Consider the following 12466-nt stretch of genomic DNA (forward strand, 5'->3'; position numbering starts at 1 on the left):
GCCGGTCGGCCCGCGGCGAGCCGCCTCGAGACCGCTCGATCGAGTCGATCCCTCGACCGGCCGGGCCTCAGCCGTACCGGACGTCCCACGGACACGGGAGCGTATCGGCGACCGACTGGGTGGCCGAGAGTCCGTCGTCGCTCACCGCGACCACCCCGTCGAAGTGCGAGTCGCCGATCCGAAACCCGAACTCGTCCGTCGCTTCGTGTCCCGTCAGCGCTCGGGCCGTCAGCTCGTAGCTTCCGAACGCGTCGGTCGCCTCGAGTTCGCACGTTTCGCCCGGCTCGAGCGAAACGGTTTCGTCGACGACGGTCTCGCCGTCGTCCGCGGTCAGCTCGACGCGCACGTCGTGGTCGCGTTCGGCTCCGTTACTGACGCTGATAACTGCGGGCTCGGGTAGCCTGACGACGTCGACCGGCTCGAGTTCGAGCGTCGCCGTCCCACCGTCCGCATCGACGCGAGGATCGTAGGGCGCGTCGTCGACGACGAGGAACGACCGCTCGGGATCGACGGCGTCGTCGAACAGGAGCGCGTCGGACTCGTAGCGGCCGTCCTCGAGTACGGCATCGACCTCGGCTCGGATCGCGTCCGGAAGCGACTCGTAGTCGACGGAGACGAGGTGGCACCGTTCGAGTTCGCCCTCCGAAATCTCCGTGGATCCGTCGTCGGTCGGGTCGTCGCCGTCGTCACCGGGCGCACTCGAGTCGGCCGGAGCGTCCGATCCCAGACACCCGGCGAGTCCGCAACCGACGGAACTCCCCGTCGTCGCGAGGATCGTTCGTCGATTCACGTTAGAAACTCAATCGGTCTGCCGAATAAGCCTTCCCGAAGGTCACACGCTCGTTTCACCGACTACCGCGGCCGCGCGATGATCCCGAGATGGTCCGCGTGATAGTCCTCGAGCCGTTGCGTCTCCGAAATCTCGTACCCCTCCTCGAGTTCCTCGCGCACGTCCGCGAAGACGTCGTCGGGGTCGCGCGTGACGTCCTCGCTCCGGGCCTTCACGGCCAGCAGCAACCGCCCGTCGTCGGCCAGGAAGCGCCGGTTCTCGAGAGCTACCCGCGCCTGTCCCCGGGTCGCGACGTCCTGCACGAGCACGTCCACGTTCGACTCGACGACGTGGGCGTACGTTTCGGGCTTCCGGGCGTCCTTGAGCAGCGGGAAGAGCCGCGGCCGGCTCTCCGCCGCCTCGAGCAGGTCCCGCGTCGGTCGCGCGGCGAACTCGACGGCGTAAGTCGGGCCGGCGAAGTCCGCGACGTGACTCACGGTCGTTCCGCTGGCCGCGCCGAGGTAGAGCACCGTCTCGCCGCCCTCGAGGCCGGTGTCCATGCCCAACTCGAGCATCGCACCCAGCTTCGATCGGTTCGGGTTCCACGCGCGCCACTCGCCGTCGGTCGGTTCGCCGTAAACGGGTTCTCCCTCGGTCGCGAGTCGCTCGGTTCCGTCGAACGCGCGGCGCTCGACGCCGTCCGGGAGGGACTCACTCATCGTCGGCACCTCCGTCGGCGCCGGCAGCGGAACCGTCCTCGTCGGCGTCGCCGTCGTCCGTCCGCGCCTGAATCGTCTCGATGCGCTCCTCGAGTTCGGCCTCGAGTTCGGGCTTCGACTCGCCCGAGTAGTGGTCGACGCGGGCGGCGATGGCGAGCTTCCCGGCCACCGCGCGGGCCGCCGAGCCGCGCTCGTCGGGGTGGGTGCCCCGGACCGCGTCGTGCGTGTAGATGATCCCGTGCTTAGGCGAGGGCGCGTGCCCGCGCAGGTGGGCGAAGAGCGCGTCCTCGGCGCCGAGCACCTGAACCGTGCCGCTGGGTTTCTTGGCCAGGCTCTCGAGGCCGCCGGCCAGCGAGAGCAGCCGCGCCGCGAGGACGGGGCCGGCCATCGCGGCGAGGTTGGGCGCCACCGTCGGCGCCGTCCGCTCGACGTACTCGCGCAGCTCGTCGGCCTCGTCGGCGAGGCCGGCGACGCGCTCGGCCAGCGAGACGAGCGCGTCCGGCGCGGCGTCGGGCGTTTCGTCTCGGCTCGCCAGTTCGCGGGCGTAGCCGACGCCCGTGCCGGCGTCGGGGTCGACGGTCCCCGCCCACTCGGCCAGCCGTTCGGCGAGTTCGTTCGCGGTCCGCGTGCAGTCGTCCATCGCCCGCACCGCGTGGACGAGCTGGCGGTCGTCGGCCGCCTCGCGCTCGGTCACCGCCGCCCTCGCCGCCGCCGTCGTCGCGGTTCGCAGGACGTCGTAGTAGTCGTCCTCGTCGTCGACGACCCCCGCTTCGACCGCGAGCGCGGGCCAGTCGCGGGGCTCGTCGGCGGACCCCTCGCGAACCGCCGTCGCGGCCGCCTCGGGGCCGTCGGACGCGAGGGCCTCGAACCAGCCGTCGTCCGCTCCGGCACTGTCAGTCATGTCTCTCCCTTGGAGGCCGCGGTCGTATATGCGTTCTCGAACGGCGCCGACCGGTCCGCACGCGCGCCCGAGCAGTACGCGAGCGGAGACGGCGCGTCGCGATTCCCCGAGCGCAGCGGTTTCGACCGCGCTGACGACGTTCCAGGGCGGTGACCGATCGTCGAAACGCCTATCGGTCCGCCCCGAAAACGTCCGGGAAGGATGTACAAGCGACGGAGGTCCCAGCCATGTACGTACTGATCGTCGGCGCGGGGCAGGTCGGCCAGATGATCGCCGCGAACTTAGCGGACTCTCACGACGTCGCGGTGGTCGAACGCGACCCCGAACTCGCCGACGAGATCACCTACTCGTACGACGTGCTCTCGGTCCAGGGCGACGGGACGGAACTCGAGACGCTCCGGGAAGCCGGCCTCGAGCGGGCGGATCTGGTCGTCGCCTGTACCGACAGCGACGAGACCAACATCGTCGTCTGTGGCACCGCCAAGACCGCCAGCGAGACGTTTACTATCGCGCGCGTCCGGCGGCGAACGCTGCTGAACACGTGGGAGGGATCCCGGGGCGCCTTCGGCGTGGATTTCATGGTCTGTACGGACCTGCTGGTCGCCCAGACGATCTTCCGGATCTCCGGCTTCCCGCGGGCCCAGGACGTCGAGACGTTCGCCGGCGGCCTCGTCAGGATGGCCGAGTTCGAGATCGGCCCGGAGAGCCCGCTGGTCGGCAAGCGCGTCGAGGAAGCCGACCGGTACGACTCGATGACGTTCGCCGCCGTCTTCCGGGAGGAGCAACTGATCGTCGCCCGCGGCGACACCGAGTTCCGCGCCGGCGACCGGATCGTCGTCATCGGGAGCCCCAGTTCCGTCAAGGAGTTCGCCATGGCGATGGTTCCGGACACGACCTCGAGCACCGACGACGTGGTCATCGTCGGCGGCAGCGAGATCGGGTTCCAGGCCGCCCGGGAGTTCGAGGCCCACGGCTTCGAGCCGCGGCTGATCGAGCGGGATCAGGAGCGCGCCCGCGAGATGGCCGAGGCGCTGCCGGACACGTTCGTCATGCAGAGCGACGCGACCGACACCGACTTCCTCACCCGCGAGCACGTCGACGAGGCCGACATCGTGGTCGCCGCCCTCGACAGCGACGAGAAGAACCTGCTCGTCTCGCTGCTGGCCCAACGGGTCGGCGTCGACCGGACCGTCGCGATCATCGAGAACACCGAGTACACCGACCTCTTCGAGGCCGTCGGGATCGACGTCGCGATCAACCCTCGAGAGGAGACCGCCGAGGAGATCGTCCGCTTTACGCGGACGGATCAGACCGAGAAGATCGCGATGTTAGAACACGACCGCGCCGAGGTCATCGAGGTCGAACTCGACGACGACAGCGCCCTGGTGGGCCGGGAGATCGCGGAGTCGATGGAGGGGCTCCCCGACTGCGTCGTCATCGGCGCGATCTCCCGCGGCGGCGACCTCGTCACGCCCCGCGGGACGACGGTTCCCCGCGCCGGCGACCACGTCGTGTTGTTCGTCGACGCGACCGCCCTCGACGAAGTGTCGGCCGCGCTGTGAGTCAGCGGTAGAGCCCGATCCGCCGGAAGACCGCGCTCAGCAACACGGCGACGGGGATGATCTCGAGGCGGCCGACCCACATGTTGATGATCAGCATCGCCTTCGCGGTGTCGGGCATTCCCGGACCGGTGATCCCCGAGTCGAGCCCGACGTTGCTCTGTGCGCTCATCACGTCGAAGATGACGTACTCGACGGGGTGAGCCGGCGAGAGCGTCCGCAGGAGGACGGCCACGCCGACGGCGAGGAAGGTGATCCAGAGCAGGAAGACGACGGCCGCTTCGGTGTACTCCCGCTGGAACTGGTCCTCGCTGAGGCTCCGTGTGCCGATCCGGAGCCGACGAATCGCGCTGTCCGGCTCGAAGACCGAGCCGATCTGCCAGGCCGTCCCCTTGACGAGCGTGACGACGCGGACGAGTTTGAGACCGCTGACAGTCGACCCCGCTGCGGCGCCGGTCAGCATTCCCAGACACGTCACGAACGTCGCCCCGGCCGACCAGACCGGTTCCGTGCCCTCGCCGACCGTCGCCGTGCCGAAACCGGTGTTCGACGTCGCGGAGACGAACTGGAACAGCGAGACCCGGAACGTCTCCTCGAACGTCTCGTACTGTCCGTTGGCCCAGAGGATCGCGGTCAGGGCCAGCGACCCGATCCCGAACCAGAGGAAGACCCAGCGCGTCTGGACGTCTTTGTAGAAGTTCTCGAGTTCGCCCCTAAAGATCAGGTAGTGGATGGGGAACGCGATGCTGCCCGCGACCATCACCGGGACGACCGCGTACTCGATGAGCGGGCTGCCGTAGTGGCCGATCGAGTCGGCGTGGACGGAGAACCCGCCGGTGGCGATCCCCGTCATCGCGTGGTTGATCGCGTCCCACAGGGGCATGCCGACGAGGAGGAACAGCGCGATCGACCCGAGCGTCAGCCCGAGGTAGATCTTCCAGATCTCCGTGACCGTGTTGACGATGCTGGGGTGGATCTTCTCCGACCGGGCCTCGCTCTGGTAGAGGGTGAGCGACCCGCTGCCCGGCCGGGCGAGGATGGCGACGGTGAGCACGATGACGCCGACGCCGCCGATCCACTCGGTAAAGGAGCGCCACCAGTGTAGCGACCGCGGTAACTCCTCCTCGACCGCGGCGACGGTCAGCCCCGTCCCGGTGAAGCCGCTCATGCTCTCGAACACCGCGTCGAGCGGGTTCAGGAAGATGTCCGTCGTGTCGTCAAGCGGCGGCGTGTTCGCCCACGCGGGGTACGGATCGACCGCGATCGTCCACGCGATCAGCAGGAACGGGAGGCCGCCGAGGACGCCGACCGCCGCCCAGGAACCGGCCGCGGTGATCATCGCCTCGAGCGTTCCGGGGTCGGCCGCGCCGCGGTATCGACGGGCGAGCGCGACTCCGAGCCCGGCCATCACGACCGCCGAGAGGAGGAACGCGGGGATCGCGTAGAACTCGCGGTGGACGGCGGCGATGGGGATCGAGACCAGCAGCATCAGTGAGACCACCTGGAGGATCCGGCCGACGTCCCGCCCGATTACCGGGTAGCGGGCCTTCATGGCTGCTCGCCGGTAAACGCCCGGACGGCGGCGTCCAAGGTGGCGTCGTCGGTGAAGACGGTCACGTGATCGCCGGCGCGGACGGTCGTCCCGCCGCGAGGCGCGCGAATGTCGCCGTCGCGCTGGAGAGCGACGACGAGACAGCCCTCGGGGAGCGCGCCGGACTCTTTCGCCGAGGAGAGCAGTTGGTCGTGCATCGGGGCGTCCTCGGTGACGGTGAGTTCGACGAGTTCGGTCTCGTCGTCGAGGTCGATGAAGTCGGTGACGCCCGGATACCGCACGGAGTGGTAGAGGTAGTCGGCGATCAACCGCTGGGGGTTCTCGATTAAGTTGACGCCGATTTTCTCGAAGACGGGCAGGTTTTCGGGGTCGTGGACGACGCTGACGAGGTTCGGCACGTCGTGTTCCTGGGCGAGCAACATCACCATGATGTTGACCGCGTCGATGTCCGTCGTCGAAATAACTGCATCCGCGCGGTCGATGTCCGCGTCCCGGAGCGTGTCGTGGGTGGTCGCGTCGGCGTTGAGTACGAGACAGTCGTACGACGAGGCCACGTCGTTCGCTCGCTGTTCGTCGGTCTCGATGACGACGACGTCGTTGCCGTCGCGGACCGCGAGATCGATCAGGTTCGAGCCGATACTCCCGGCGCCGATAATGACGATATACATCGTTGGATCCTCCTAGGTCGTCTGCGAGCCCAGTCGCGAGAAGACGACGACCGGACGTTCGCTCTCGGTGATCAGTCTATACGAATCGGATCCCGACAGCAGTCGGCGGAGGCGACCGCCGGGCCGGGGCCGAAACCCGATGGCCGTCGCGTCGACGTCCGCGGCAGCGGCCACGACTTCGTCGACGACGTCGGTCCCGTACCTGAGCTCGCGCCGGATCGCCGGCCCGTCGGGGAACCGCTCCTCGACGATGGAAAAGATCCGCTCCGCTTGCTCGCGGCGCGCCTCGAACGGTGCCTTGTCCGGGTAGCCCTCCGTCTTTTCGATGACGTGGACGACGGTGAGCGTCTCGATCTCCTCGACGGCGTCCTCGAGCGCGTCGCACGTCGCCCGCGCGTCGTCCTCGGTCGCGATCGGGACGACCGTGTGCGTCGTGATCGAATCGGTCATCGGGTCACCTCCGCCGGTCGGACCGGGCGCTCGCGGCGCCGCGGTCCCGACCTGGCTGTCGACATCGTTGCATCACTGCCTCCGTTACTGATTCAGTAATATAAACCCATTACATTTACTCATTCCGTATCGGGGTTAAGAACTGGAATTACGATGGGTGTTCTGGCGGGTCGTGACCTCGTGTCCCTCGCTTCACTGGGCGCGACCGGCGGACTCACGGCTCGCCGGATGTGTGAACGTCCAGGGCGATCGAGTTCTCCGAACCGACCGATTAGGATGCACACGACGCAGTAGCTGAGCGACCGGTAACAGGGCCACCGCGCCAGAATCGAGGGCGAACGGCCGCCGGCATGATCGGCCGGATCGGCTCGAAGACAACCGGGTGACGCTCACCGATAGAGGTCGAGCTTCTGGAAGAGCGCACCCAGCAACACGGCGACGGGGATGATCTCGAGGCGGCCGATCCACATGTTGAAGATCAGCACCGTCTTCGCGGCCGTCGGCATCTCCGGCCCGGTGATCCCCGCGTCCAGGCCGACCGTGCTCTGGGCGCTCATCACGTCGAAGACGACGTACTCGAGGGGGTACTCGGGCGGCAGCGTCCAGAGGAAGACCGCGATGCCGACGGCGAGGCCGGCGAGCCAGAGGACGAAGACGACGGTCGCCTCCGTGTACTCGCGCTGGGCCTGGGACTGATCGAGACTGCGATCGCCGATTCGGAGCCGTCGAATCGCGCTGGCCGGCACGAAGACGCTCCGGATCTGCCAGATCGTCCCCTTGATCAGCGTGATGACGCGGACGAGTTTGAGGCCGCCGACCGTCGACCCCGCCGCGGCGCCGGTCAGCATCCCGAGACAGAGCAGCAGCGTCGGGCCGGCCGTCCAGACGCGCTCGGTGCCGCCGCCGATCGTCGCCGTGCCGAAACCGGCGTTGGACGTCGCGGAGACGAACTGGAACAGCGCGATCCGGAACGTCTCCTCGAGCGTTTCGTACTGGTTGCCGACCGAGAGCAGCGCCAGCAGTGCGATCGAGCCGATTCCGAACCAGAGGAACACCCAGCGGGTCTGGATGTCGGTGTAGAAGTTCTCGAGTTCCCCCTTGAGCAGCAGGTAGTGGATGGGGAACGCGATGCTGCCCGCGACCATCATCGGGATGACCGCGTACTCGATGAGCGGGCTGCCGTAATGGCCGATCGAGTCGGCGTGGACGGAGAACCCGCCGGTCGCGATGGCCGTCATCGAGTGATTGATCGCGTCCCACGCCGGCATCCCGGCGGCGAGGAACAGGACGATACCGGCGAGCGTGAATCCGAGGTAGATCTTCCAGATTTCCGTCACCGTCGAGACGATGCTCGGGTGGATCTTCTCCGACCGGGCCTCGCTCTTGTAGAGGGTGAGCGACCCGCTGCCCGGCCGAGCGAGGATAGCGACGGTGAGCACGATGACGCCGACGCCGCCGATCCACTCGGTAAAGGAGCGCCACCAGTGCAGCGACCGCGGCAGGTCCTCCTCGACCGCGGCCATCGTCAGCCCGGTGCTGGTGAAGCCGCTGATGCTCTCGAAGATCCCGTGGAGCGGACGGCGAAAGACGGCGACCGTGTCGGTCATCGCCGGCGTGTTCGCCCACGCCGGATACGGATCGATCGCGATCGTCCACGCGATCAGCAGGAACGGGAGGCCGCCGAACACGCCGACGGTCCCCCACGCGGCCGCGGCCGTGACCATCGCCTCGAGTCGACCGGTGTCGGACACGTCCTGGTATCGCCGCGCGAGACCGAGACCGATTCCGCCCATCAGGAGGGCGGAGCCGGCGAAGGCGGGGATCGCGTAGAACTCCCCGTGGACGAGCGCGACCGGGATCGAGACGAGCAACATCAGCGAGACGACCTGCACGATTCGGCCGAGGTCTCGCCCCACCGCCGAATACCGGACTCTCATGGATGGTCGCCGGTGAACGCCGCGACCGCGTCGGCCAGCGTGACGTCGTCGGTGAACACCGTCACCTTGTCGCCGGCTTTGATCGTCGTCTCGCCCCGCGGGGCTCGGATCTCACCGTTCCGCTGGAGGGCGACGACGAGACAGCCCTCGGGGAGCGCGCCGCCTTCCTTCGCCGTCGAGAGCAGTTGGCCGGCCATCGGGGCGTCCTCGGTGACGGTGAGTTCGACGAGTTCGGTCTCGTCGTCGAGGTCGATGAAGTCGCTGACGTCGGGATACCGCACGGAGTGATAGAGGTAGTCGGCGATCAGCCGCTGGGGGTTCTCGATCAAGTTGACGCCGATTTTCTCGAAGACGGGCAGGTTCTCCGGGTCGTGGACGACGCTGACGAGGTTCGGCACGTCGTGTTCCTGGGCGAGCAACATCACCATGATGTTGACCGCGTCGATGTCCGTCGTCGAGATGACCGCGTCTGCCCTATCGATGTCCGCGTCCCGAAGCGTGTCGTGGGTGGTCGCGTCGGCGTTGAGCACGAGACAGTCGTACGTCGAGGCCACGTCGTTCGCTCGCTGTTCGTCGGTCTCGATGACGACGACGTCGTTGCCGTCGCGGACCGCGAGATCGATCAGATTCGAGCCGATGCTTCCGGCGCCGATGATGACGATATACATCTTCAGTATCCCTCGGGGAATCGTTCGTGACGCGATTCGAGAGTATGACAACAGCTTGTTCGTTCTCGGTTATAGTCTGTCCGACTCAGTTCCGAAGAGAATCCGGCCGACTCGAGCTGCTCGTCCCTCACCCGTCCAGTGTTTACGGTCACCACGGGGACGCCGACGATCGGGAGCCGGACGGTCCCCCTCGATAGCGCTCCCTCCCGACTCGGCCGAAGCGCAGTCGCGTCACCGGTAGTGTCCGGGCGGCGATCAAAAAGCAGGAGCCTTCAGTCCCGTGGCCGTAGTCGGGGGTATGAGCGTTCGTCTCGACGATGTGAACAAACGGATCATCCACGCGCTGATGGACGACGCGCGGAACACGTCCGCCCCGATGATCGCCGAGGAGGTGGGCGTCTCGCCGGCGACGATTCGAAACCGGATCAATCAGCTCGAGGACGCCGGCATCATCAGCGGCTATCACGCGAACGTGGACTTCGACGCCGCCGACGGCATGCTCACGACGCTGTACGTGGCGACGGCGCCCGTCGAAGAGCGCACGCGCCTCGCCCAGCAGTCGCGGACGATCGCCGGCGTCGTCAACGTTCGGGAGTTCGTCGCCGGCCGGGAGAACCTCCACGTCCTCGCCGTCGGCGACGACGTCGACGCGATCAACGACGTCGGCCGGGAGCTCGCGGCGCTGGGCCTCGAGATCGACGACGAGAAGATGCTCCGAACGGACCAGTTTCAGTCCTACCAGCCCTTCGGCCCGGCCGAGACCCATCAGCAGTTCTCGGACTACGTCAGCCTCACCGGCGGCAACGAGGTCGTCGAACTGACCGTCGACGACGACGCGCCGATCGCCGGCATGACCCTGGAACGCGCCGGGGCGGAGGACGTCCTCGAGGACGGCGTGCTCGTCGTTTCGATCGAACGCGACGACGCCGTGCTGACGCCGACGGGGGAAAGCGAGATCCGGGCCGGCGACATCCTGACCGTCCTCTCTCGAGGCGAGTTCACCGACTCCACGCTCGACGCGTTCGAAACCGATCGCCGCTAACGGGAACGGAGCGAACGCTTCGCCGTCGAGCAGCGCCGGTAGCCACGTATCGTTCCGCTCGAACTCCTGCAGTACGAGGGCTGTTTGTTCCCGTAAAACAGCGCGCGAGTCCGGTTACTTCGGGTCAGCCTACTTCGGATCAGCCCGCGTCACGGATCTGCTCGGAACGAGGTAACCGGACTCGAGCGACCGTAGCGGCTCCCCTCCGATCGGTCCCGTCTCGAGTTGCGTCACCGCTGGGAACTGCGGACCGATTCCTCGAGGATCCGGTTGATCGCCCAGGCGACCCAGCCGAAGACGAGCACGGTGAAGACGGCCATCTCGGTGCGGACGAACGTCCCGTGCCAGACCGTCAGCACCGCGGCGACGACGACGATCGACACGGCGGTGACGGTAAAGACGTCGAAGAACGAGGCCGGGTGCCGGACGCTTGGAAGTCGAGCCATGCCGAGTGAACCTACGCGACGCGCGCATATAGATGGTCGGTTGACATGGTCGGCGGCTCGGGTCCCGATCGCGGCGTCGATCAGCGACGTCCGGCGGCGCCGTCGGTCTCCGCGATCGAACCCACTTCAGTGGAATTATGTACCGACGTCGAGTTCCCACGACCACGATTCCGGCTCGAGCGGAGCCAGGCCTGAGAGTATGAATATACGTGTCGATTGGCGGGCGAGCGTCGCGCTGACTGGAACCGTTCTCAAGTATCTCGCCCTCACGCTGTTCGTGCCGGTCGTCGTCGCCGTCATCTACGGGGAACACTTCCTCGTGTTCGCGGCGACGATCGCGATCACCGTCGCGATCGGGTTCGGCCTCGAGCGACTCGAGCCCGATCCCGATCTGCAGCCGCGAGAGGCGCTGTTGCTGGTCGCGCTCTCGTGGCTGGCCGTCGCGGTCGTCGGAGCGATCCCGTACGTCATCGCCGGCTACGGGACCGATTCGGCGCTCAGACATCCGGTGAACGCGCTGTTCGAGTCGATGTCCGGGTTCACGACGACCGGGGCGACCGTGATGGCCGAGATTTCCGTCGAGCAACACTCCCACGCCCTCATGATGTGGCGTCAGCTGACCCAGTGGCTCGGCGGGATGGGGATCATCGTGTTGATGATCGCGATCCTGCCGGAGCTGGCGGTCAACGGCGCGCAGCTGATCCGCTCGGAGGCGCCGGGGCCGGAGCTCCAGAAGCTGACGCCGAAGATCGCCGAGACGGCCCGCATCCTCTGGCTCGTCTACTTCGGGTTCACGATCGTCTACATCGCCCTGCTGTACGGCCTCCATCTGGCGGGGATGGCGCCGAACATGGACTTCTACAACGCGGTCGCCCACGGTTTCACGACGCTCCCGACCGGCGGGTTCTCGCCCGAGGCGAACAGCATCGCCGCGTTCTCCGCCGCCGTGCAGTGGCTCGTCATCCCCTTCATGGCGATCGCCGGCACCAACTTCGCGCTGTTCTGGTACGTGTTAGACGGCGAGCCCAGGCGGCTCTTCCAGAACACCGAGTTTCGAGCCTACGCGGGTGCGATCGCCGTCGTGACCGCGATCGTCGCCGCGTTGCTCTACAGCGGCAGCGCCCCGCCGCTGGGCGAACTCGGCGGCACGACGGAGGGGTACGGCGAGAGCGCCCTGCGCCACGCGGCCTTCCAGACCGTCTCGTTGTTGAACTCGACGGGGTACGCGACGAGCGACTTCGCGGAGTGGGGACCGGTCGCCCAGACCGTCCTCCTCGTCGCGATGTTCATCGGCGGCTGCGCCGGCTCGACCGGCGGCGGCGTCAAGGTCATCCGCTGGCTGGTCGTCCTGAAGGTCGCCCGCCGGGAGCTGTTTACCGCCGCCCACCCCGAGGCCGTCAAACCGATCCGACTCGGCGGCTACGTCGTCGACGAGGACGTCATCCGCGGGGTCCTCGGCTTCACTCTGCTGTACCTGTTCATCTTCGTCGTCGCGACGGTGTTCATCGCCGTCGACTCGACCCGCGGCGCGGTCTCGCTCGAGCCGATCGACGCGATCAGCGCCAGCATCGCGACGATCGGGAACATCGGACCGGGCTTCGGCGAACTCGGCCCCTTCGGCAGTTACCGCGAGTTCCCCGACTCCTCGAAGCTCGTGATGATCTTCCTGATGTGGATCGGTCGCCTCGAGATCATCCCGGCGCTCGTCCTCTTCACCGGCGCGTTCTGGCGGCGGTGACAGTGATCGTCGGGCGC

12 protein-coding genes are annotated in these 12466 nt (G+C 67.4%); 3 read left to right on the plus strand and 9 right to left on the minus strand.

Annotated elements, in window-relative coordinates:
* Positions 1–67 precede the first annotated feature (67 nt).
* The 3 genes from HTZ84_RS05640 to HTZ84_RS05650 all read right to left on the minus strand — a co-directional run bounded on the left by HTZ84_RS05640 (position 68) and on the right by HTZ84_RS05650 (position 2389).
* Positions 68–790 carry a hypothetical protein gene (locus tag HTZ84_RS05640; protein ID WP_309138854.1) on the minus strand — a complete coding sequence of 241 codons (723 nt, stop codon included), beginning with the start codon at positions 788–790 and terminating at the stop codon, positions 68–70.
* Between the two features lie 62 nt (positions 791–852).
* Positions 853–1488: a fibrillarin-like rRNA/tRNA 2'-O-methyltransferase gene (locus HTZ84_RS05645; RefSeq protein WP_174679779.1), complete on the minus strand. Its 636-nt coding sequence runs from the start codon at positions 1486–1488 to the stop codon at positions 853–855.
* Positions 1481–2389, minus strand: coding sequence for an NOP5/NOP56 family protein (locus HTZ84_RS05650; RefSeq protein ID WP_174679780.1), 909 nt, complete (start codon positions 2387–2389; stop codon positions 1481–1483). Before HTZ84_RS05650 ends, HTZ84_RS05645 begins: the two co-directional genes overlap by 8 nt.
* Before the next feature lie 227 nt (positions 2390–2616).
* Between HTZ84_RS05650 and trkA the strand changes: the two genes are divergently transcribed.
* The gene (trkA, locus tag HTZ84_RS05655) at positions 2617–3951 is read left to right on the plus strand and encodes a Trk system potassium transporter TrkA (RefSeq protein ID WP_174679781.1); all 1335 of its coding nucleotides are present in this window, start codon (positions 2617–2619) and stop codon (positions 3949–3951) included.
* Position 3952: 1 nt separating this feature from the next.
* Here the strand turns inward: trkA and HTZ84_RS05660 are convergent, their stop codons facing one another.
* From HTZ84_RS05660 to HTZ84_RS05680, 5 genes are all read right to left on the minus strand, one after another.
* Entirely contained in the window at positions 3953–5500 is a 1548-nt protein-coding gene (locus tag HTZ84_RS05660) for a TrkH family potassium uptake protein (RefSeq protein ID WP_174679782.1), read from the minus strand.
* Entirely contained in the window at positions 5497–6168 is a 672-nt protein-coding gene (locus tag HTZ84_RS05665) for a potassium channel family protein (protein WP_174679783.1), read from the minus strand. Before HTZ84_RS05665 ends, HTZ84_RS05660 begins: the two co-directional genes overlap by 4 nt.
* Before the next feature lie 12 nt (positions 6169–6180).
* Positions 6181–6618, minus strand: a complete 438-nt coding sequence (locus HTZ84_RS05670) for a universal stress protein (RefSeq protein WP_174679784.1) — start codon at positions 6616–6618, stop codon at positions 6181–6183.
* A 389-nt stretch (positions 6619–7007) separates the two neighbouring features.
* A complete protein-coding gene (locus HTZ84_RS05675) occupies positions 7008–8555 on the minus strand; it encodes a TrkH family potassium uptake protein (protein WP_174679785.1) in 1548 nt (515 codons plus the stop codon).
* Positions 8552–9223: a potassium channel family protein gene (locus HTZ84_RS05680; RefSeq protein ID WP_174679786.1), complete on the minus strand. Its 672-nt coding sequence runs from the start codon at positions 9221–9223 to the stop codon at positions 8552–8554. Before HTZ84_RS05680 ends, HTZ84_RS05675 begins: the two co-directional genes overlap by 4 nt.
* A 298-nt stretch (positions 9224–9521) precedes the next feature.
* On the opposite strand from HTZ84_RS05680, the gene HTZ84_RS05685 reads away from it, so the two are divergent.
* Positions 9522–10265, plus strand: a complete 744-nt coding sequence (locus HTZ84_RS05685; protein ID WP_174679787.1) for an Lrp/AsnC family transcriptional regulator — start codon at positions 9522–9524, stop codon at positions 10263–10265.
* A 230-nt stretch (positions 10266–10495) separates the two neighbouring features.
* Here HTZ84_RS05685 and HTZ84_RS05690 read toward each other — a convergent pair whose 3' ends face one another.
* Positions 10496–10711, minus strand: coding sequence for a hypothetical protein (locus HTZ84_RS05690; protein WP_174679788.1), 216 nt, complete (start codon positions 10709–10711; stop codon positions 10496–10498).
* A 199-nt stretch (positions 10712–10910) separates the two neighbouring features.
* On the opposite strand from HTZ84_RS05690, the gene HTZ84_RS05695 reads away from it, so the two are divergent.
* Positions 10911–12449: a TrkH family potassium uptake protein gene (locus HTZ84_RS05695; protein WP_174679789.1), complete on the plus strand. Its 1539-nt coding sequence runs from the start codon at positions 10911–10913 to the stop codon at positions 12447–12449.
* Positions 12450–12466: the final 17 nt, after the last annotated feature.

Source organism: Haloterrigena gelatinilytica (assembly GCF_013342145.1).
GTDB classification, from domain to species: Archaea; Halobacteriota; Halobacteria; order Halobacteriales; family Natrialbaceae; genus Haloterrigena; species Haloterrigena gelatinilytica.